At 71.1% G+C, this 20410-nt stretch carries 23 protein-coding genes; 10 read left to right on the forward strand and 13 right to left on the reverse strand.

Going from position 1 to position 20410, the window contains the following annotated elements; all coding sequences use genetic code 11:
- The 3 genes from A5692_RS26730 to A5692_RS26740 form a co-directional block, all read left to right on the forward strand.
- On the forward strand, nucleotides 1-380 hold a 380-nt coding region (locus tag A5692_RS26730), incomplete at its 5' end, for a cytochrome c biogenesis protein ResB (RefSeq protein ID WP_197514576.1).
- Nucleotides 377-1354 (forward strand): c-type cytochrome biogenesis protein CcsB, encoded by a 978-nt coding sequence (gene ccsB / locus A5692_RS26735; protein WP_068062354.1) that lies wholly within the window; start codon nucleotides 377-379, stop codon nucleotides 1352-1354. The genes A5692_RS26730 and ccsB, both read left to right, overlap by 4 nt.
- 44 nt (nucleotides 1355-1398) lie before the next feature.
- Nucleotides 1399-2700: a MinD/ParA family protein gene (locus A5692_RS26740; protein ID WP_068062473.1), complete on the forward strand. Its 1302-nt coding sequence runs from the start codon at nucleotides 1399-1401 to the stop codon at nucleotides 2698-2700.
- Between the two features lie 8 nt (nucleotides 2701-2708).
- Here the strand turns inward: A5692_RS26740 and A5692_RS29315 are convergent, their stop codons facing one another.
- Entirely contained in the window at nucleotides 2709-2870 is a 162-nt protein-coding gene (locus A5692_RS29315; protein WP_156766305.1) for a hypothetical protein, read from the reverse strand.
- 45 nt (nucleotides 2871-2915) lie between these two features.
- On the opposite strand from A5692_RS29315, the gene A5692_RS26745 reads away from it, so the two are divergent.
- Complete coding sequence (locus tag A5692_RS26745; protein ID WP_068062357.1) at nucleotides 2916-3287, forward strand: DUF4229 domain-containing protein; 372 nt, start codon at nucleotides 2916-2918, stop codon at nucleotides 3285-3287.
- 6 nt (nucleotides 3288-3293) lie between these two features.
- On the opposite strand, the gene A5692_RS26750 is transcribed toward A5692_RS26745, so the two are convergent.
- Both A5692_RS26750 and A5692_RS26755 read right to left on the reverse strand, forming a co-directional pair.
- Nucleotides 3294-4301 (reverse strand): beta-ketoacyl-ACP synthase III, encoded by a 1008-nt coding sequence (locus A5692_RS26750; RefSeq protein ID WP_068062360.1) that lies wholly within the window; start codon nucleotides 4299-4301, stop codon nucleotides 3294-3296.
- A gap of 144 nt (nucleotides 4302-4445) precedes the next feature.
- On the reverse strand, nucleotides 4446-5318 hold the full coding sequence (locus tag A5692_RS26755) for a 1,4-dihydroxy-2-naphthoate polyprenyltransferase (protein WP_068062476.1): 873 nt from the start codon (nucleotides 5316-5318) through the stop codon (nucleotides 4446-4448).
- Between the two features lie 74 nt (nucleotides 5319-5392).
- On the opposite strand from A5692_RS26755, the gene A5692_RS26760 reads away from it, so the two are divergent.
- Nucleotides 5393-6169, forward strand: coding sequence for an S-methyl-5'-thioadenosine phosphorylase (locus A5692_RS26760; RefSeq protein WP_068062363.1), 777 nt, complete (start codon nucleotides 5393-5395; stop codon nucleotides 6167-6169).
- Nucleotides 6166-7194, forward strand: coding sequence for an NAD(P)-dependent oxidoreductase (locus A5692_RS26765; protein ID WP_068062365.1), 1029 nt, complete (start codon nucleotides 6166-6168; stop codon nucleotides 7192-7194). The genes A5692_RS26760 and A5692_RS26765 overlap by 4 nt, the downstream gene beginning before the upstream one ends.
- A 5-nt stretch (nucleotides 7195-7199) precedes the next feature.
- On the opposite strand, the gene A5692_RS26770 is transcribed toward A5692_RS26765, so the two are convergent.
- Nucleotides 7200-8774, reverse strand: a complete 1575-nt coding sequence (locus A5692_RS26770; protein ID WP_369830331.1) for a hypothetical protein — start codon at nucleotides 8772-8774, stop codon at nucleotides 7200-7202.
- 374 nt (nucleotides 8775-9148) lie between these two features.
- Here A5692_RS26770 and A5692_RS26775 point away from each other — a divergent pair, with 374 nt between their 5' ends.
- Genes A5692_RS26775 through A5692_RS26785 form a run of 3 tightly spaced genes read left to right on the forward strand, consistent with a single transcriptional unit; the run spans nucleotide 9149 to nucleotide 12142 of the window.
- The gene (locus tag A5692_RS26775) at nucleotides 9149-10822 is read left to right on the forward strand and encodes a hypothetical protein (RefSeq protein ID WP_068062371.1); all 1674 of its coding nucleotides are present in this window, start codon (nucleotides 9149-9151) and stop codon (nucleotides 10820-10822) included.
- Between the two features lie 7 nt (nucleotides 10823-10829).
- A complete protein-coding gene (locus tag A5692_RS26780) occupies nucleotides 10830-11483 on the forward strand; it encodes a glycosyltransferase family 2 protein (protein ID WP_068062373.1) in 654 nt (217 codons plus the stop codon).
- The gene (locus A5692_RS26785; protein ID WP_068062376.1) at nucleotides 11480-12142 is read left to right on the forward strand and encodes a DUF2064 domain-containing protein; all 663 of its coding nucleotides are present in this window, start codon (nucleotides 11480-11482) and stop codon (nucleotides 12140-12142) included. Before A5692_RS26780 ends, A5692_RS26785 begins: the two co-directional genes overlap by 4 nt.
- A 6-nt stretch (nucleotides 12143-12148) precedes the next feature.
- Here A5692_RS26785 and A5692_RS26790 read toward each other — a convergent pair whose 3' ends face one another.
- The 7 genes from A5692_RS26790 to A5692_RS26820 all read right to left on the reverse strand — a co-directional run bounded on the left by A5692_RS26790 (nucleotide 12149) and on the right by A5692_RS26820 (nucleotide 17998).
- A complete protein-coding gene (locus A5692_RS26790; RefSeq protein ID WP_068062378.1) occupies nucleotides 12149-13501 on the reverse strand; it encodes a hypothetical protein in 1353 nt (450 codons plus the stop codon).
- 11 nt (nucleotides 13502-13512) lie between these two features.
- Nucleotides 13513-14595, reverse strand: a complete 1083-nt coding sequence (gene menE / locus A5692_RS26795; protein WP_068062381.1) for an o-succinylbenzoate--CoA ligase — start codon at nucleotides 14593-14595, stop codon at nucleotides 13513-13515.
- Nucleotides 14596-14663: 68 nt separating this feature from the next.
- Nucleotides 14664-14966 carry a DUF3349 domain-containing protein gene (locus A5692_RS26800; protein ID WP_068062383.1) on the reverse strand — a complete coding sequence of 101 codons (303 nt, stop codon included), beginning with the start codon at nucleotides 14964-14966 and terminating at the stop codon, nucleotides 14664-14666.
- 56 nt (nucleotides 14967-15022) lie between these two features.
- Entirely contained in the window at nucleotides 15023-15328 is a 306-nt protein-coding gene (locus tag A5692_RS26805; protein ID WP_068062385.1) for a hypothetical protein, read from the reverse strand.
- Complete coding sequence (locus A5692_RS26810) at nucleotides 15328-16566, reverse strand: inorganic phosphate transporter (protein WP_068062388.1); 1239 nt, start codon at nucleotides 16564-16566, stop codon at nucleotides 15328-15330. The genes A5692_RS26805 and A5692_RS26810 overlap by 1 nt, the downstream gene beginning before the upstream one ends.
- A 97-nt stretch (nucleotides 16567-16663) precedes the next feature.
- Entirely contained in the window at nucleotides 16664-17071 is a 408-nt protein-coding gene (locus A5692_RS26815; RefSeq protein WP_068062391.1) for a VOC family protein, read from the reverse strand.
- Nucleotides 17072-17101: 30 nt separating this feature from the next.
- The gene (locus tag A5692_RS26820; protein WP_068062394.1) at nucleotides 17102-17998 is read right to left on the reverse strand and encodes an SDR family oxidoreductase; all 897 of its coding nucleotides are present in this window, start codon (nucleotides 17996-17998) and stop codon (nucleotides 17102-17104) included.
- A 131-nt stretch (nucleotides 17999-18129) separates the two neighbouring features.
- Here A5692_RS26820 and A5692_RS26825 point away from each other — a divergent pair, with 131 nt between their 5' ends.
- Entirely contained in the window at nucleotides 18130-19035 is a 906-nt protein-coding gene (locus tag A5692_RS26825; RefSeq protein ID WP_068062479.1) for an AEC family transporter, read from the forward strand.
- A gap of 3 nt (nucleotides 19036-19038) precedes the next feature.
- Here the strand turns inward: A5692_RS26825 and A5692_RS26830 are convergent, their stop codons facing one another.
- The gene (locus A5692_RS26830; protein WP_068062397.1) at nucleotides 19039-19941 is read right to left on the reverse strand and encodes a 1,4-dihydroxy-2-naphthoyl-CoA synthase; all 903 of its coding nucleotides are present in this window, start codon (nucleotides 19939-19941) and stop codon (nucleotides 19039-19041) included.
- A 13-nt stretch (nucleotides 19942-19954) separates the two neighbouring features.
- Nucleotides 19955-20410 carry a nitroreductase family deazaflavin-dependent oxidoreductase gene (locus A5692_RS26835; RefSeq protein WP_068062400.1) on the reverse strand — a complete coding sequence of 152 codons (456 nt, stop codon included), beginning with the start codon at nucleotides 20408-20410 and terminating at the stop codon, nucleotides 19955-19957.

A 20410-nucleotide genomic window follows, 5' to 3' on the forward strand; every position in this document is an offset into this window, starting at 1 on the left:
AGGTGCGCATCGACCAGGGTCCGGCGGCGGGCACCGTCGTCCGCTTCGACGGCGCGGTGCCGTTCGTCAACCTGCAGGTCTCCCACGACCCCGGGCAGAGCTGGGTGCTGGTCTTCGCCATCACGATGATGGGCGGGCTGGTGGTATCGCTGCTGGTGCGTCGCCGCCGGGTGTGGGTCAGGCTCACCGAGGCGGGTGGCGAGGGGGCCGGTACGGTGAACGTCGAATTGGGCGGGCTCGCGCGCACCGACAACTCCGGGTGGGGCGACGAGTTCGAGCGGTTGACGGAGCGGGTGCTGGACGGTCTGGGCGAGCCCGGCGCGGCGCAGTTATTCAAGCCCCCCGCCTCCGGAAGGAGTTCTCAGGTGGACGTCAAATGAACACGGTGCACGTCAACATCGGCTTGGCGCGGTACTCCGACTGGGCGTTCACGTCGGCCGTCGTGGCGCTGGTCATCGCGTTGCTGCTGTTGGCCTTCGAGCTGGCGTATGCCGGCGGCCGCCGCGTCGACCAGCGTGAGCGGGTTTTGGCCGGCGCGGTGTCCTCCGATGACGCCACCCCCGGCATCGTGGCGGATGCACCCCGGCGGCCGCTGGACGAGCGTGTCGGACGGGCCGGGCTGGCGGTCGTCTACCTCGGTATCGGGCTGCTGTTCGCCTGCATCGTGCTGCGCGGCCTGGCGACCCTGCGGGCGCCGTGGGGCAACATGTACGAGTTCATCAACCTGACCTGCATGTGCGGGCTGCTCGCCGGGGCCTTCGTGTTGCGCCGCCCGCAGTACCGGCCGCTGTGGGTTTTCCTGCTGGTGCCGGTCCTGATCCTGCTGACGGTCTCCGGACGCTGGCTCTACACCAACGCCGCCCCGGTGATGCCCGCGCTGCAGTCCTATTGGCTGCCCATCCACGTGTCGGTGGTCAGCCTGGGTTCCGGGGTGTTCATGGTCGCCGGCATCGCCAGCATCCTGTTCCTGCTGCGCACCTCACGCCTGGGCGACGAGGACTCCGACGGCGCCCTGGCCCGGATGCTGCGGCGGTTCCCCGACGCGCAGACGCTGGACCGCGTCGCCTACCGGACCACGATCTTCGCCTTCCCGGTGTTCGGCTTCGGGGTCATCTTCGGCGCCATCTGGGCGGAGGAGGCCTGGGGCCGGTACTGGGGCTGGGATCCCAAGGAGACCGTGTCCTTCGTCGCATGGGTGATCTACGCCGCCTACCTGCACGCCAGGTCGACGGCGGGATGGCGGGACAGGAAGGCGGCCTGGATCAACGTCGCCGGGTTCGTGGCCATGGTCTTCAATCTGTTCTTCGTTAACCTGGTCACCGTGGGCCTGCATTCGTATGCGGGCGTGGGGTGACCGCCAGCGACCGACCCGGGTAACACCGACAAGGGGGAGTGCACGTGTCAGACCAGCCGTCGACGGGCGTGGGGGCGCCCGATCAACCGACCACGCAACTGGCTCCGCAGGGGCCGTCCGATCCGCCGTCACCCGCACCAACCGCCGACGAGGCGCCGGCCGACGCCGGCGAAGCGCCGACCCGCGCCTTCGCCGGGTTCCGCACCGAGCGGCGGGTTCCCGGCCCCGAGCGGCGCGAGGCGGCGCCGCCGACCATGGCCAGGCCCGCCGGGATGCCGCCGTGGGATTCGACCCCGGTGACCGGTATCCCTCGGGTCGACCCGACGGCGTACGGCGCCTACTACACCGGCCCGTCCGAAGTGGCGCCCATGCAGGTCCCGCCGCGGCCCGAGCCGCTGCCGCACACGCCGTACCCGGAGCTGTCCACCGGTATGTTGCTACGGCCGGTCAAGCCGCCACCGTCGGCGGGCTGGCGCCGGCTGCTCTACGACCTGTCCGGCCACCTGATCAACCTGGGGGAGAGCCCCCGGGCCGCCCGCTACAACAACCTGGTGGCGCAGGTGAACCGGCCGTTGCGTGGTTGCTACCGGATCGCGCTGGTGTCGCTGAAGGGCGGCGTCGGCAAGACGACCATCGCCGCGACCATAGGCGCGACCTTCGCCTCCATCCGCGGTGACCGGGTGATCGCGGTCGACGCCAACCCCGACCGCGGCACCCTGAGCCAGAAGATCCCGCTGGAGACGGCGGCGACGGTGCGTCAGCTGCTGCACGACGCCGGGAGCATCGAGCGCTACAGCGATGTCCGCCGCTACACCTCCAAGGGCCCCAGCGGGCTGGAAGTGCTGGCCTCGGACACCGACCCGGCCATCTCGGAGGCGTTCGGCGCCGACGACTACACCCGGGTCCTGGACGTCCTGGAGCGCTTCTACGGTTTGGTCCTCACCGACTGCGGGCCCGGGCTGCTGCATTCGGTGATGTCCTCGGTGCTGGACAAGGCCGACGTGCTCGTCGTCGTCAGCTCCGGGTCCATCGACGGCGCGCGCAGCGCGTCGGCGACGCTGGACTGGCTGGACGCGCATGGCCACGAGGAGATGGTCCGCAACTCGATCGCGGTCATCAACGGGGTCCGGTCACGGACGGGCAAGGTCGACATGAACAAGGTGGTCGACCACTTCTCCCGCCGCTGCCGCGCGGTCCAGGTGGTGCCGTTCGACCCGCACCTCGAAGAGGGCGCCGAGATCGACTTGGACCGGCTGAAGCGGCCGACCCGCGAGGCGCTCACCGAGCTGGCGGCCATCGTCGCCGACGGATTCCCGGGCGACCAGCGCAACCCCGGGGTCGCATAGAGCGAGCCTTAACGGGGGTTGTTGTCCCCGTGGCCCAACCGCCGCAAAAACTCTGGATCGTCGTCGGGCCCGATAACGCGCGTCTTGGGCCGGTTGATTTGCGACCGTGCCGTACGCCAGCCAACGTAGATCAGCGTCCCCAGAACCAGGACGAGCAGCAGGTAGAGCACTCAACACCTCCTTTGACGAATATACCCGCGTCGTAGGCTCTCCCTGTGCCAGAAGGAGCTAGCGACAACAGCACTGGGGACCGCGCGGACCAAGGCGGCGCGCAGGGCACCCGCCATCGGGCGGTCGTCGACGTTTCGCTCTACGCGGCCGCGCGACTGCTGCTGGCGGTGGCGCTCGCCGCCGCGATCTACGGCGCGGCGCGCCTGATGGGCGTCCGCGAGTTCCCGATCGCGGTCGCCGCGTTGTTCGCCCTGATCATCGCGATGCCCGTGGGCATCTGGCTGTTCGGTCCGCTGCGCCGGCGCGCCACCGCGTCGCTGGCGATCGCCGGCGACCGCCGGCGCCGGGAGCGCGAACAGCTACGGGCCCGGTTGCACGGCGACGTGCCGCCCGACGAGGGGAGCGATGACGGGTGAGACCGATCAGAAGTCGGGCATCCGCACGACCTGTGCGGCGTAGCTGAGGCCGGCGCCGTACCCGATCAGCAGCGCCAGGTCGCCCGGCTTGGCGGCCCCGGTGGCCAGGATTTCGGCCATCGCCAGGGGAATGGACGCGGCCGAGGTGTTCCCGGTGTGCTCGATGTCGTTGGCGACGACGGCGTCCGGCCGCAACTCCAGGCTCTTCGCCAGGACCTCGTTGATCCGGCTGTTGGCCTGGTGCGGCACGAACACGTCGATCTCGTCGGGACTGACGCCCGCGGCGTCCATGGCCTGCCGGCCGACCTTGCCCATCTCGAATGCCGCCCAGCGGAACACTGCGCTGCCTTCCAGCCGCAGGAACGGGCGGGGGCCCGTGGGGCTGTCCATGTAGTCGATCCAGTCGATGTCCTGGCGTATGGCCAGGGCCTGTTCGCCGTCACTGCCCCAGACGGTCGGGCCGATGCCCTGATCGGGCGTCTCGCCGACCACCACGCCCGCCGCGCCGTCGGCGAAGATGAAGCAGTTGGTGCGGTCCTGCATGTCCACCGTGGGCGACAACTTCTCCGAACCGAGGACCAGCACCTTGCCGGCCGTCCCACCGCGGACCATGTCCGCGGCCACGCCGAGCGCGTAACCGAAGCCCGCGCACCCCGCCGAGACGTCGAACGCGGGCACGCCGGTGGCGCCCAGCGCCGCCGCGACCGCCGGCGCGCAGGCCGGGGTCTGCAGAAAATGCGTGCTGGTCGCGACGATGACGCAGTCGACGTCCGGCGGCGTCAGCCCGGCCTTGGCAATGGCCTCTCGCCCGGCCTCGGTGGCCATCGAGGCGGCGGATTCCTCCCGGGCGGCGAATCGGCGCGTCTTGATCCCGGTCCTGGAGAAGATCCACTCATCGGAGGAGTCGATGTTCTCGCATATCTCGTCGTTCGTGACCACGCGCGCGGGGCGGTAGGCCCCGACGCTGAGCAACCCGACGTTCGTCGGCCCACTGGTCGCGGCGATCTGCTTCATGCTGTCCCCGATCGGTGCTCGCTACAACGGCCATCGTCCCGACGCCGGTCCTACATTGTTATCGGATGCGGCGGCGCTCTCGCACTCGAGTGTGCATCCGCGGCGGCGACACGCCGATAAACCCCGCCGCGGGCGCACGCTCGATCAGCGGGCCAGCGCCAGCGCCGCGGCCACCGCGATCGCCCAGACGACCATCGCCAGGCCGGTATCACGCAGCACCGGAATCAACTCCGGGCCGCCGCGCCCCGACCGCACGGGACGCACCGCGCGCAGGGCCAGCGGCGTGGCCACCAACCCCACCGCGCACCACGGGGTGGCCGCCATCAACGCCAGGGTCAGCACCCCGGCGGTCGCCAGCAGCGCCTGATACAAGACGCGGGTGCGGGCGTCGCCCAGGCGCACCGCCAGGGTGATCTTCCCCGACCGCCCGTCGGTGGGAATGTCGCGCAGGTTGTTGGCCACCAGCACCGACGACGACAACGCCCCGATCGCCACCGCCAGCGCCAGCCCCACCCAGTCCACCCGCAACGCCTGCGTGTACTCCGTGCCGAGCACGGCCACCAGGCCGAAGAACACGAACACCGCGACCTCGCCGAAACCGGCGTAGCCGTACGGTTTCGAGCCGCCCGTGTACAGCCACGCGCCGGCGATACACACCGCGCCCACCGCGATCAGCCATGGCGCGCTGACGAGCGCGAGCGCCACGCCGGCGGCCGCCCCGATCACCAGGCTGGCGACCGCGGCCGCCAGCACCGACCGCGGGGTGGCCAGCCGCGAACCCACCAGGCGCACCGGGCCGGCCCGGTCGTCGTCGGTGCCCCGAATGCCGTCGGAGTAGTCGTTGGCGTAGTTCACCCCGATGGTCAGCGCGAGCGCCACCGCCAGCGCCAGCAGCGCCTTCCACCACACCGCGGATCCCAGCCACGCCGCCGCGCCGGTGCCCGCGACAACCGGCGCCACCGCGTTGGGCAGCGTCCGCGGACGCGCACCCGAGATCCACTGCCCGAAACTGGCCACGCACGCATCCTGCCAGGAGCCGGCCGCGCCCCCGCACCCGCGATCGGACACGGGCCATGCACCACAATGGGCGGATGCTCGGAGTCATCGGCGGCAGCGGCTTCTACACCTTCTTCGAATCCGACACCCGCGCCGTCGACGTCGACACCCCGTACGGCCCGCCCAGCGCCCCGGTGACGATCGGCGCCGTGGCGGGACACCAGGTCGCCTTCCTGCCCCGGCACGGCGCCACCCACCAGTTCTCGGCGCACACGGTGCCCTACCGGGCCAACATGTGGGCGTTGCGCAAGCTCGGGGTGCGGCGGATCTTCGCCCCGTGCGCCGTCGGCAGCCTCAAGCCCGAGAACGGTCCCGGCGCCATCGTGGTGCCCGACCAGCTGGTGGATCGCACCAGCGGCCGCCCCGACACCTACTTCGACTCCGGCGGCGTGCACGTCGACTTCGCCGACCCGTACTGTCCGACCCTGCGCGAAACCGTCACCGGCCTGCCCGGGGTGGTCGACGGCGGCACCATGGTGGTGATCCAGGGCCCGCGGTTCTCCACACGCGCGGAAAGCCAATGGTTCGCCTCTGCCGGGTTTTCGCTGGTCAACATGACCGGGTATCCCGAGGCGGTGCTCGCCCGGGAGCTCGAAATGTGCTACGCGACAATCGCTTTGGTCACCGACCTAGACGCCGGTGTGGCGGCCGGCGAGGGTGTGACGACCGTCGAGGTGTTCGCCGAATTCGAGAAGAACATCGGTCCGTTCAAAGGGCTGGTGCGCCAGGCGATCGGCCGTGTCGCCGGCGACCGCGACTGCGCACACTGCCTGCCGCACACCGGCGTCACGCTGCCCCTCGAGTTGCCATGAGAGTGTTGCTGACCGGTGCGGCCGGCTTCATCGGCTCGCGGGTGGACGCGGCGCTGCGAGCCGCGGGGCACGAGGTGGTGGGCGTCGACGCGCTGCTGCCGGCCGCGCACGGCCCGAATCCGGTGCTGCCGGAGGGATGTCACCGCGTCGACGTCCGCGACGCCGACGCCCTGGCGCCGCTGCTGGACGGGGTGGACCTGGTGTGTCATCAGGCGGCGATGGTGGGGGCCGGTGTGGACGCCGCGGACGCACCCGCCTACGGCGGTCACAACGACTACGGCACCACGGTGCTGCTCGCGCAGATGTTCGCCGCCGGGGTGCGGCGCCTGGTGCTGGCGTCGTCGATGGTGGTTTACGGCCAGGGTCGGTACCACTGCGGGCGGCACGGTCTCGTCGATCCGCTGCCGCGGCGGCGCGCCGACCTCGACGCCGGCCTCTTCGAACACCGCTGCCCGGTCGGGGGCGAGGAACTCGAGTGGCGCCTGGTCGACGAGGACGCCGCGCTGCGGCCGCGCAGCCTGTACGCGGCCAGCAAGACCGCGCAGGAGCATTACGCGCTGGCGTGGTCGGAGGCGACAGGCGGCTCGGTGGTGGCGTTGCGCTATCACAACGTGTACGGACCCGGGATGCCGCGGGACACCCCCTATTCCGGGGTGGCGGCGATCTTCCGGTCATCTCTTGAAAAGGGTTATCCGCCAAGGGTTTTCGAGGATGGAGGCCAGATGCGGGACTTCATCCACGTCGACGACGTGGCGGCCGCCAACCTCGCGGCCACCCAGCACACGGACGGCTTCACCGCGGTCAACGTCTGTTCGGGGCGGCCGGTGTCGATCCTGCAGGTGGCCGGCGCGCTCTGCGATGCGCGGGGCGGTGCGCCCGCGCCGGTGATCACCGGGCAGTACCGCAGCGGCGACGTGCGCCACATCGTCGCCGACCCGTCGCGGGCGGAACGGGTGTTGGGTTTCCGCGCGGCCATCGGCCCAGCCGAGGGGCTGCGCGAATTCGCGTTCGCCCCGCTGCGCTGAGCGTCCTACCCCTGCGGCGGCCGGTAGATCTTGGGCCGCTGCACGGGTATCTGGCGCGTCGCGGAGTCGTCGCCCCGGAAAATCCGCGGGCCGGTGGCGATCCGCGTGGTCGCCGCCGCCGACGGCGCGGCCGCATGGCCCACCGCGACTCGCGCCCGGGGCGCGGCGGGAGCGCCGGGCGCCGGCACGGCGGGCCCTGGGACGGCGCGGCGGCGGCGCAGGCGACGGCCGCGCAGCTGTCCGGTGACCACGGCGGCGCCCAGGATGCACAGGGCCAGGCCGCACAGCGTGACGTCGAACGTGCTGGTGATCTGCTGGGCAAGGTTGTTGCCGTAGACCGGGTGCTGCGCAGGCGAATTGGGTGAATCCGCGAACCGCGGCGCCAGCTCCACCCCCACGACGACGCGGGCGACGCTCAGGGTGACGACCAGCCCGCACAGCGCCGAGATCAGCCGCGCGGAGCGGGCGGCCTTGCCCAGGTTGACGCGCAGCCAGATCGCCAGGACGGCGGTGGCCAGGTCGAAGGCCGCCAGCACCACGCTGTCGTAGCGGGAGAAGGGGTAATTCAGGCTCACGGAGACGAAGAGATCCGTCAGCCGCATGGCCATCGAACCCACGGCCCATATGGCGATGAGCAGCAAGCCGTTTCGGGCCGCCACCCGCCAAGCGCCCTCCTCGGCCCCGGCGGTATTCCGGTGACCGAACAGCGTCCCGGGTGCGAAGATCGCCGCGGCGGCCGCCCATGCCACATAGCCCTCGAACCCGACGCCGGCGGTCGAGGTGTTCTGCGCGATGCCGTGGAATGCGTCGAGGTTTCGCCCCGCGGGCAGGAGCCACACCAAGATCCCGGCGACCAGTGTCGACGCGCCGAGCGCGACGGTGGCCAGCCGGGCGGCCCGGGTGCCGCGCAGCAACCACCTGGCGGCGACAAGCACGGCGACCAACGCCACCACCCCGTACACCAGCGCCGTCACGATGACCGCGACGTTCTGCTTGCCGAACGCGGCTGCGCCGCCGACGTTCTGCAGCGCGTAGCGCACCCGCCAATACAGGTTGAAGCCAAAACTGAGCACCGCCAACACCATCGACGCGTAGCCGATCACGCGGGCCGACCTCAGCCAGCCGGTGTACTCGTCGCCCTCGGGGACCGGTCCGGAGCGGACGCCGGTGGCCGCCGCCTGCGCGCTCAGCAGGGAGCCGGCGATGCCGGCCCACGCGCCCGGCCCGACGCCGCCCGGCACGTTGACCGTGCCGCCGAACTTGACGGTCTCGAACGCGTCGAATCCCACGAACGCCAGCACGAGCAGCGCATAGGGGATGTTGAGTCCCAGGCGAAGGCGGCCCGCCGCCGCGGGGTTGAACCGCGCGCCGGAGGACCGCCAGGAACCGGCCGCGGCGACGGCGATGATGGACAGCGCGGTCACCGCGACGAGCACCGCGAAGAGAACCGGGCTGCTGCCGGGAATCCCGACGCCGAAGTACAGGTTCCACGGCAGGAACAGGGCGACGATCAGCAGCGTGACGGCGGTCAGATCGCTGACGACGTGCCAGCGTCGCGTCGAATTCCCGGGCGGGGCCAAATCGCCTGTGGCCGGCCGGATGATGCGGGTGGTCCGCTGCGCCTGCGCGGGATCGATGGGGCCGGTGGGGGTGTCGTCGCTGCTCTGGCTCACCATGCCCCCCGGGATTCGACGACGGTCGGTTGTGGCGCAGGTTCGGTGGCACGGCGGGTGATTGCCCTGCCGAGCCGGCCGCACTGCTCGCTTGCGAACATATTCTCCGTTCGGACGCCGCGGCGGATTCCGCGGCGACCGTCCTGTAGTTCGAGAAGCTGGTTACGCTGCGCTATGGGCAAACCTTGTCGCCCGAATAACGGATACTGCCAACGGTATCGCAAGTGTAATGATGCCGGGACATTGCTGGTCGTGGGGTAACCAGCCGAAGGAGAACCGGGATGGACGTCGTGTTGGGGGTCGCGGTCACGGGCCCCGTTGCCCGCTTGGCGCTTGTCGGGCCGGGCGCGCAGGGCGCCGACGTGATCGACCAATCCGTCGTCAACCTGGAGGACAACCCGGTCGGAAAGCTGACCGAGACGGTGGTCGGCACCAATCGGCTCCTGGCGGACGAGAATCACCGGCTGGTCGGCACCCGCGTGTGCTGGAGCGACGATCCGCGGGCCGGCCAGTTGCGGCAAGCGCTGCAAGATTCCGGTGTTTCCAACGTCGCGGTGCTCACCGAGTCGCAGGCCGTGGCCGCCCTGATGCGCGCGGCGGGCCGGCCGGGCGCCGCGCTGGTGATGGACGACGCGACGGCGACGTTGTCGGTGCCGGGATCCGCCGACGACCAGAATTCACCCCCGACCGTGCTGGCCAGCGAGCCGCTCGCCGGCGGCGACGTGACCGCGACGTTCAACACGATGATGGCCCAACTCGGCGCGCGACCGGATGCCCCGGGCGAGGTGTACCTGGTGGGCGCTTCGCCCGAGCTCGCCCAGGTCGCCGACCAGCTGCGCGACGCGTCGACCATGCGGGTGCAGGTCGCCGACGAACCCGCGTTCGCGGTCGCCCGCGGCGCCGCGATGGCCGCCGCGGCCGGTGGCGATGCGACGGCGATGGCGCCGGCCGTGGGGCTCACCGGGGACGAGACGGCGATGGCGCCCGGTCTCACCGGCGACGAGACGGCGATGGCGCCCGGTCTCACCGGCGACGAGACGACGGTCGTGCCGCCGCCGTCCGCGGAGGAGCCGCAGCTGGCCTATTCGATGACGGATGGCGCCGAGCCGTTCGCGGGCGACGAGTACGGCCCCGAATTCGACGAATACGACCACTTCGACGAGACCGAGGCCATTCCCTCGCGCCTGAGCCGGCGCTCCCTGGTGGTGGGCAACGCCGTGATCGCCTTCGCCGTCATCGGGTTCGCGTCGCTGGCCGCCGCGATCGCCATTGCCGTCCGTCCCACCGCGAGTCAACAGCCCGTCGTCGGACACCAGAACGCCGCTCCGGGCAAGTTCATGCCGCTGTTGCCGACACAGCAGCAGGCGCCGGTGCCGCCGCCCCCGGTGGACCAGCCCAACGCCGGATTCCAGGGCGGCACCCTCCCGGCGCCCACCGCCGTTCCGCAACAGGTGGCGCCGCCCGCTCCCGCCGCTCCGGTGGAGCCCGGCGCCCCGGGCGTCGTGCCCAACCCGAATCCCGCTGTGCCCGTTCCAGTTCCGATCATCGTTCCGTTCCCGGGCTGGCAACCCGGCTACCCGCAGCCGCCGGACAACCCGCCGTCCACGACGACGATCACGCCGCCGACGACCGAGCCCCCGACGACGTCGATCAGCCCGCCGACGACGTCGTATTCGCCGCCCACCACGTCGGTCAGCCCGCCGACGACGTCGATCAGCCCGCCGACCACGTCGATCAGCCCGCCGACGACGTCGTATTCCCCGCCGACAACCTCGTACTCCCCGCCGACGACGTCCTATTCGCCGCCGACCACGTCGTACTCCCCACCGCCGACCACGCACGAGCAGCCCACCACCACCTACTCGCCGCCGCCGCACACGCAAGAGACCGCGCCGCCCACGCATTCGCAGGAGACGCTCGTCCCACAGCAGCCGCGCAGCCATCGCGGGTTCTGAGGCGTCCATGCCCGACGCCGTCACGGTGGTGCTGCCCTGTCTGAACGAAGAGGAGTCGCTGCCCGGCGTGCTGGCCGGCATACCCGCCGGATACCGGGCGCTGGTGGTCGACAACAACAGCACCGACGACACCGCCGGCGTCGCGCGGTGGCACGGCGCCCAGGTCGTCGCGGAGCCGCGGGCCGGGTACGGCTCGGCGGTGCACGCGGGTGTGCTGGCCGCGACCACACCGATCGTGGCGGTGATCGACGCCGACGGCTCCATGGATGCCGGCGACCTGCCGCGGCTGGTCGCCGCGCTCGAGCAGGGCGCGGACCTGGTGGTCGGGCGCCGCCGGCCGGTGGCCGGACTGCATTGGCCGTGGGTCGCCCGGGTCGGCACCGTGGTGATGAGCTGGCGGCTGCGCACCCGGCACGGATTGCCGGTACACGACATCGCGCCGATGCGGGTGGCCCGGCGGGAGGCGCTGCTGAACCTGGGCGTCGCCGACAGGCGGTCGGGTTATCCGCTGGAGCTGCTGGTGCGTGCCGCGGCCGCCGGCTGGCGGGTGGTCGAACTCGACGTGAGCTACGGCCCCCGCACCGGCGGCAAGTCGAAGGTCAGCGGCTCGCTGCGGGGGAGCATCACCGCGATCCTCGACTTCTGGAAGGTCATCTCGTGAGCGTCCTGCCGGTGACGCTGCTGGTGGTCGCCAAGGCGCCGGAGCCGGGCCGCGCCAAGACCAGGCTCGCGGCCAGCGTCGGGGACGCCGTCGCCGCCGAGATCGCCGCGGCCGCGCTGCTGGACACGCTGGACGCGGTGGCCGCCGCGCCGGTGGCCCACCGGGTGGTCGCCATGACCGGCGACCTGGACTCCGCGGCCGGCGCGGTCGAGATCCGGCGACGGCTGCGGTCCTTCACCGTGATACCGCAGCGCGGCGAGGACTTCGCGGACCGGCTCGCCAACGCCCACGCCGACGCCGCGGACGGGCTTCCGGTGCTGCAGATCGGGATGGACACCCCGCAGGTGACTGCCGAGCTGCTGGCCGATTGCGCGCGCCGGCTGCTGGAGGCGCCCGCCGTGCTGGGATTGGCCCACGACGGCGGTTGGTGGGTGCTGGGCGTGGCGGCACCGGCCATGGCCGAATGCCTGCGCACCGTCCCGATGTCCCAGCCCGACACCGGGGAGCTCACCCTGAAAGCATTGCACGACAACGACATTCACGTCACGCCCGTCCCGCGGTTGGCCGACATCGACGTGCTCGACGACGTGGCCGCGGTGCGCGAGGCGTGCGGGCAGGCCAGTCGTTTCGCCAGGCTCACCCGCGCGGCCGGCCTGTAGCCGCGCCTACCAGTTCGTGACGATCAGGGTGTTGAGCAGCACGGCGCCGGCGGCGTTGAGCGCCAGCCACACCCGGTGTGACCGGACGGGGAGCAGCGCGGGCGCCGCGATGAGCCAGGTGGTGAAGGGCAGCCAGATCCGCTCGACCTCGGCCTTGCTGAGCATGCTCAGATCCGCGCAGGCGATGGCGGCCAGCACGGCCAGCAGCAGCAGGTGGAACCCGGAGCGGCGCCGGATGGCCACCCAGTCGAACACCCGGCTGACGCCGGCGACGCTGCCCAACCCGATCGCGCACACGACGGACGCCAGGTTGGCCCAGCTCCAGTATTGAAACGGCCGGTCTTTGGCGATGCCCTGCCAATAGCGTTGCTGCACAAGGGTGTAGCCGTCGAACCAGTAGAACCCCGAGACCGCGAAGGCCACCGCCACCGCCACGGCGGCCAGCGTCGCCGGGCCGAGCGCGCGCAGCGCGGCTCGCCAGTCGGCGGCCGACGCCAGCACCGCCACCGCCGGCAGCCCCATCAACATCAGCCCGTAGTTGCAGAACACGCCCCAGCCCAGCAGCAGGCCCGCGCCGGCGGCCGCCCATGCGGGGAACCGGACCGGCCGGTGCACCGCCAGGGCCAACAGCGCGATGCCCCATGCGGCGATGCCGGCGAAGTATCCGTCGGCCGACACCGCCACCCAGATCGCCGTGGGCGCGACGGCGACGAACGGCGCGGCGCGGCGCGCGGTCTGCTCGCCGGCCAGCGCGCGGACCGCGATCAGCACCGCGGCCGCCGCGCTGGACCCGACCAGCAGGCACAGCAGCCCGGCCCATGCGCCCCCGTGCAGGCCGATCCGGTCGAGCCAGACGAAGGTCAGCAGCGCGCCGGGCGGATGCCCGGAGACGTGCGTGGTCCACGAGTTCGGCTGGTAGTCGACGATCCGGCCGGCGAACGTGCGCAGCGCGGCCGGGATGTCGGTGATGCCGGGCACCTGGGACAGGTACTCGTCCCGGGTGGTCAGCCGGCCGGCGAAGCCGCGCTGCCAGCCGTCGATCATCGCCAGCGCGAAAGCCCATCCGCAGGCGGTGGCCCACGCGCTGAGCGTCAACATTCGCCACGAGAGGCGTTGCGCCAGAATCGGTCCCCAGACCACCGCGGCCACCGCGATGGCGATGGCCGGCCCGGTGCCCCAGCTGGCGTGGACCTCCCAGGCGCCGAAGATCGGCGCGGCCCCCGTGTGCGTGCCGAATCGCTCCTGCCCCACATCGGTGCGCGGCCGGACGCCCCAGTGCAGCCGCGGCAACACGAACGCCGCCGCCACCAGCACCGCCCCGACCGCGACGGCCGCTGCCTCCCGACGTGCCACCCTCACGGTCGACCAGCCTATTGATCGGCCGAACCGGCGAAGCGGCGCACCAACGCCACCCGGTCGACCTTGCCGATGCCGCGTCGCGGCAGCGCGTCGACGATGTGCAGCTCGCGCGGAGCGGCGGTGGCGTCCAGGGTGCGTGCCACATGAGCGCGCAGCGCGTCCAGGGTCGGCGCCGGGCGGCCCGCGGCTACCACGACCGCGGCTACCACCCGCTGGCCGAGCCGGCCGTCGGCGAGGCCGAAAACCGCGCAGTCCCCGACGGCGGGGTGGCTGCCCAGCGCGGCCTCGACCAGTTGCGGCAGCACGGTCAACCCGCCCGTGCTGATCGCGTCGTCGGCGCGGCCCAGCACGGTCAGCACGCCCGCCGCGTCGAGGGCGCCGAGGTCGTCGGTGCGGAACCAGCCCGGCTCGGCGAACGGGTCGGGGTGCACCGGGTTGCGGTAGCCCTTCGCCAGGGTCGCGCCGCCCAGGGCGATGCGCCCGTCGTCGGCCACCCGGACCCGGACGCCGTCCAGCGGCACGCCGTCGTACACGCAGCCGCCGGCGGTCTCGCTCATGCCGTAGGTGCGGACGACGGCGACGCCGGCCGCCGCCGCGGCGTTGAGCACGCCTTGCGGGGCCGGTCCGCCGCCGAGCAGGACCGCGTCCAGTTCGGCGAGGGCGGCCGCGGCCGCCGGGTCGGTCAGCGCCTTGGCCAGCTGCGTGGCAACCAGCGACGTATAGCTCCTGCCGGATCCCAATCGCCTTGTCGCGGCGGGCAGTTGGGCGACGTCGAAGCCTGCCGAGACGTCCAGCTCCACGGGCGTCGAGCCGGCGAGGGCGCTGCGCACCAACACCTGCAGCCCGGCGATGTGATGCGGCGGCAAGGCCAGCAGCCAACTGCCCGGCCCGCCGAGGCGGTCATGGGTGGCCGTCGCGCTGGCCGTCAGCGCGGCCGCGGTGAGCAGGGCCCCCTTGGGCGCACCCGTGGTCCCCGACGTCGTCACCACCAGGGCCACGTCGTCGTCGATGTCTTCGCCGACCCGCAGGGCCCCCCGCAGCGCATCCGAGGCGGGGTCGAGGGCGACCAGTGCGGCGTCGCGGCCGTCCAGCACCCGTTCCAGGGCGGGTAACAGCGTCGAGACGGCCGAGCCCGGCGGGACGGTGAGGGCGCGCAGTACGGCTATGCGGGGTCCTCGGCCTGCTCCGCGTCGTCGAACGGCCAGCCCTGGGCCGCCAACCTGACCCGCACCCGCTCGACGTCATCGGGTGTCGGCAGCTCGTCGGTGATCTGGGTGATCAGCACCCCGATGTCCACGTCGTCGAACTCGCCGCGCCGGATCAGCTCGCAGGCCACCTCTTTGACCTCGTCATGGGACAGCCGGCGGGTCAGCAGCGCGAGCACCGGGAAGGTGTCCGTGGGTGGGACGCCTTCCGGGTATCCCGCGCGTAGCCACGAGACGATCGAGTTGAGAAATCCGTTCACGCTGGTACAGCTCCCCCCGGTGTCCGGCGCGGTAACGCGGTGGGCATCCGTCGATGCTACTTGGGTTTGGCTCCGAGGAACGCCGTGCCGGTGTGGTGGGCGATGAAGTCCCGCGAGATGTAGAGCAGGGCGAAGGTGATCGCCACCAGCACGACCGCGTAGATGAGCCAGGCGAGCGCCAGCAGCGCCGGGTTCTTCTGTGCCGGGCTGCCATTGCCGTCGGTGGTGACCTGCCCGGCGCCCACCGCGTGGAACCGGAGCCCCAGGGCGAACAGCCCCGGCAGGGCGGCTCCGGCCAGCATGGAGAAGAGCAGGATCTTCAGGGATGCCTGGTAGTTGAACCAGTCGCCGAAGTGACTCATCAAGCGTTCGCCTTCATCGTGGGGTCATCGGAGTCGTACCGGCGAGACGTGGCGCCGGCCGGAGGCCCGCCGTCCGCGGGGTGGTGCTTGTCTTCGGCCCCTTCGAGTCCGGCGGTGAGGTCGCCCTGCCATTCGGCGTTGACGTTGTTGTGGTCGACCTTGACCTTGCGCGACCGGACGTAGATGGTGGCCGAGACCGCGATCAGCAGTCCGAAGCCGACGATGGCGCCGGGGTAGCCGCCGATCAGGTGCACGATCCAGTAGGTGACCGCGCCGACCAACCCGGCCAGCGGGAGCGTCACCAGCCAGGCGACGCCCATCCGGCCGGCGACGCCCCAGCGGACCTCGCCGCCGGGCTTGCCGAGGCCGCTGCCGAGCACCGAGCCCGTGCACACCTGGGTGGTCGACAGGGCGTAACCGAAGTGGGCGGAGAGCAAGATCACCGCGGCCGAGGAGGACTCGGCCGCCATGCCCTGGGGCGACTGGATCTCGACCAGCCCCTTGCCCAGGGTGCGGATGATCCGCCAGCCGCCCAGGTAGGTGCCCAGCGCCATCGACACCGCGCAGCCGACGATCACCCACAGCGGCGGCATCGACGCGGTCTTGCTGACCGAGCCGTAGGACATCAGCGCCAGGAAGATGATGCCCATCGTCTTCTGGGCGTCGTTGGTGCCGTGCGCCAGCGAGACCAGCGACGCCGAGCCCCACTGGCCGTAGCGGAAGCCGGCCTCGGTGCGCTTCGTCGGGATCCCGCGAGTGATCCGGTAGACCAGCCAGGTCGCGACCGCCCCGACGACGATGGCCAGGATCGCCGACACGACGGCGGGGATGATGGCCTTGGACACCACGCCCTTCCAGATCACCCCGTGCGCGCCGACCGCCGCGATGGTGGCGCCGACGATGCCGCCGATCAGGGCGTGCGACGAGCTGGACGGGATACCGAGGAGCCAGGTCAGCAGGTTCCACACGATGCCGCCGACCAGGCCGGCGAACACCAGCTCCAGCGTCACGATGTGCCCGTCGATCAGGCCCTTGGCGATGGTGGCGGCGACGGCGGTGGACATGAATGCGCCGACGAGATTCAGCACCGCGGACAGTGCGACCGCCGCCTTGGGCTTGAGCGCGCCGCTGGCGATCGACGTCGCCATCGCGTTGCCGGTGTCGTGGAAGCCGTTGGTGAAATCGAAAGCCAGTGCCGTGATTACGACAATGATCAAGAGGAACAACTGGATGTTCACAGCGCCTGATTCTGGTGGTAGGGGGATTCCATTGTCGAATGCTGGGGAAGGCGAAATACGGGTGTATTTTGAGTCGTCGCCAGATGTTACCTCTCAGTTAACCGGAATTTCCCTGCCGTTCACCTCGGGTGTCGCGGCGCAGCGGGTGGTTCGGTGGGATCTGGATGAAGATCAGCGTGATGCCGTCGGGATCCGTCACGTGCATTTCGTAGAGGCCCCAGGGTTCTTGGCGCGCTTCGCGGGCGATCTCCACACCCCGGCCGCGAAGCTCGGTCTGGGTCGCCTCGATGTCGCGGACCTGGAGCCACAGCGCGCCCGGGAAGGGGCCGCGGGAGTGGTCCGGTGAGCCGTAGCCGGCGAGCTCCAGCAACGACTGGCCGGCGAAAAATACTGTGCCTCCGGGGTATTCACGGGCTATCGCGAGGCCGATCTGGTCCCGGTAAAACGACAGCGACTGCTGATAATCCGCCGGCCGGAACAGCATCCGGCTGGCCAGGATCTCCATGACGTCGTGTCTATCACGTCGCGGTGGGATCTAGTCGCCCTCTGCGCGATTCGGCTGGATCCGCTGCCGCTGCATGAGCGTGTTGACCAGCCGGGGGCCGAAGGTGTCGATGGCCTTGGCGGCGATCGCCATCCGCGGCGCGATCCGCACCGGCCGGGTGCGCGCGGCGGTCAGCATCCATTCGGCGGCCTCTTCCGACGTCAGCGCCGGCATGCCCTCGTAGGCCTTGGTCGGCGCGATCATCGGGGTGGCCACCAGCGGGTAGTACAGCGTCGTCGAATGCACACCCCTACCGCCCCACTCGGTCTCGACGACGCGGCTCACCATCGACAGCGCGGCCTTCGACGCGTTGTAGACGGCGAACAGCGGCGAGGCCTCGGACAGCACCCCCCAGGTGGAGACGTTGATGATGTGGCCGTCCCCGCGCTCGAGCATGCCGGGCGCCAGCCCGCGGATCAGCCGCAGCGGCGCGTAGTAGTTGAGCACCATGGTCCGCTCCACGTCGTGCCAGCGCTCCAGCGATTCGGCCAGCGGTCTGCGGATCGACCGGCCGGCGTTGTTGATCAGGATGTCCACTCCGCCGAGCCGCTTTTCGACGTCGGCGACCAGCGCGTCGACCGCGTCCATGTCGGAGACGTCGCACGGCATGGACAGCGCGGTGCCGCCCGCCGCGGTGATCCGGTCCGCGAGCGCGTCGAGCAGTTCCTGCCGTCGGGCGACGGCGACCACCGTCGCCCCCGCGCGGGCCAGCAGTTCGGCGCCCGCCTCACCGATGCCCGACGACGCCCCGGTGAGCAGGATGCGCTTGCCCTCGAGCTCGACCGGCTTCATGGCGGGCCGGTTGACCAGCACCTGCGGCGCCATCGGCGGTCGCATGGTGGCCAGGACGAGCTGATCGGTGAAACGGCGCAGCGGGCTTTTACTCACGGGTGGGCAGTCTAGGGGCGTGGCGCGCGGCTTACCCCGCCGTGCTTGGCGATCGCCCCTTCAATACGATCCCCGACCGTCGGTTACTTCTTGTCGGCATGCGGCCCGGGCCGCCGGAGGAAGCGGGCTGCATGCGGGAGATCGCACTGGTCCTGGTCTGTCTGATCCTCGGTTTCCTGTTGCGGCTCTCGGGACGGCTACCGGACAACGCCGGCAGCGTCCTGGGCGGCTGGGTGATCAACATCGCGCTGCCGGCCGCGGCCTTCCACAGTGTTCACAACCTGCGCGTCAGCGACGACTGGTGGTTCGCCGCCGCAACGCCGTGGCTCGATGTCGCCCTTGCCGTCGTGGTCATCGTTCCCCTGAGCCGTGCATTTGGATGGTCGCGGCGACGCACCGGCGCTCTGCTGCTCGCCGGGGGCTGGTGCAACACCTCGTTCGTGGGGCTCCCGCTGATCGCCGCGTACGCCGGTGAGCAGTGGATGGCTCTGGGCATGGTGATCGACTTGTGCGGGTCCTATCTGGCGGTTTCCACCCTGGGTATCGCCGTCGCGTCGATCGCGGGCGCCAGCAGGCTCGACTGGCGTGACGTGGTGAAGAGGATCGTGACCTTCCCGCCTTTCCTGGCCATCCTCGCCGCTTTCGCCACCAATCATGTCGATCGCCCGACGTGGGTGACCCAGGTGATCGACGCGCTGGCGCTCACGCTGACGCCGCTGGCGATGGCGGCGGTGGGCTATGCCCTGCGGCTGGACCACATCACCGGCCGTCTCGCACCACTGAGCGTCGGCCTGGGTTATCGGCTGCTGGTGGCTCCGCTGGCTTTGGTGGCCATGTATTGCGCCCTCGGGCAAGCGCACGATCCCGTCGCCAAGGTGGCGATGCTGGAGATGGGGATGCCCCCGATGCTCGGCGCCAGCATCATCGCCATGGAGCACGATCTCGAGCCCGAGCTCGTCGCCTTGTTGATCGGTGTCGGGGTGCCGCTGTCCATCCTGACGACCTGGTGTTGGTGGTCGGTGATCTCGGGGCTGTGAACGCTAGAAGTAGCGCGGGAACCGGCTCCAGTCCGGCGGCCGCTTCTCCAGGAAGGCGTCGCGGCCCTCGACGGCCTCGTCGGTCATGTACGCCAGCCGGGTGGCCTCGCCGGCGAACAGCTGCTGGCCGACCAGCCCGTCGTCGAGGAGGTTGAAGGCAAACTTCAGCATCCGCTGTGCCTGAGGGGATTTGGCGTTGATCTCGGATGCCCACTCGATCGCCGCCTTCTCCAGGTCGGCGTGGTCGATGACCGCGTTGACCGCGCCCATGTGGTGCATCTGCTCGGCGGTGTACGCGCGGCCCAGGAAGAAGATCTCGCGGGCGAACTTCTGGCCCACCTGGCGCGCCAGATACGCGCTCCCGTAGCCGCCGTCGAAGCTGCCGACGTCGGCGTCGGTCTGCTTGAACCGGGCGTGCTCGCGGCTGGCCAGCGTGAGGTCGCAGACCACGTGCAGGCTGTGCCCGCCCCCGGCCGCCCAGCCGTTGACCAGGCAGATGACCACCTTGGGCATGAACCGGATCAGTCGCTGCACCTCGAGGATGTGCAGCCGCCCGGCGCGGGCGGGGTCGACGGTGTCCGCGGTGTCTCCGCTCGCGTATTGGTAGCCGCTGCGGCCGCGGATGCGCTGATCGCCGCCGGAGCAGAACGCCCAGCCGCCGTCCTTGGGGGAGGGGCCGTTGCCGGTCAGCAGGACGACGCCCACGTCGGGCGACATCCGCGCGTGGTCGAGCACCCGGTACAGCTCGTCGACGGTGTGCGGCCGAAACGCGTTGCGCACCTCGGGCCGGTCGAACGCCACCCGCACGGTCGCGTCGCTGACGTGGCGGTGATAGGTGATGTCGGTCAGGTCGTCGAACCCGGCCACGGGCCGCCAGGACCGCGCGTCAAAGGGATTGTCAGTCAAGGTGGTTGAACTCCTATGCCGGGTCCAGGCGGAAGACGGCGCAGCGGCCGGCCAAGGCCTCGAACTCCTCGGGCCGGCCCTCCGTGACGAGTCCGGCCCGCTTCATGAAGCCGACGCCCGTGGGCACCTCGGTCGGGAAGGCGCGCAGGATCGGCCGGGCGTCGTCGGCGGAGAGCTCGGTCATCCGCACCTTCTGGAGGTGACGGCCGCGCGCGATCGTCGCCTCACGCGCGGCCCGCACATTGGCCACCCAGTCGGCGCCCGGGAACCCGGCGACGACGTACTGCTGCCCGTCGACCGTCATGGGGGTCACCGGGGTCGAGCGCGGTGCGCCGGACCTGCGGCCGCTCACGGTCAGCACGACGGGGCTTTCGCCGCCGAAACTCAGTCCCAGCCGCGACATCTGGATGAACACCTTGTTGGCCGGCTTCAGCCACCACGGCGGCTTGACCGGTTTGCCGCTTCCCAT

The organism is Mycobacterium sp. E342, from assembly GCF_001667665.1.
Lineage (GTDB): Bacteria > Actinomycetota > Actinomycetes > Mycobacteriales > Mycobacteriaceae > Mycobacterium.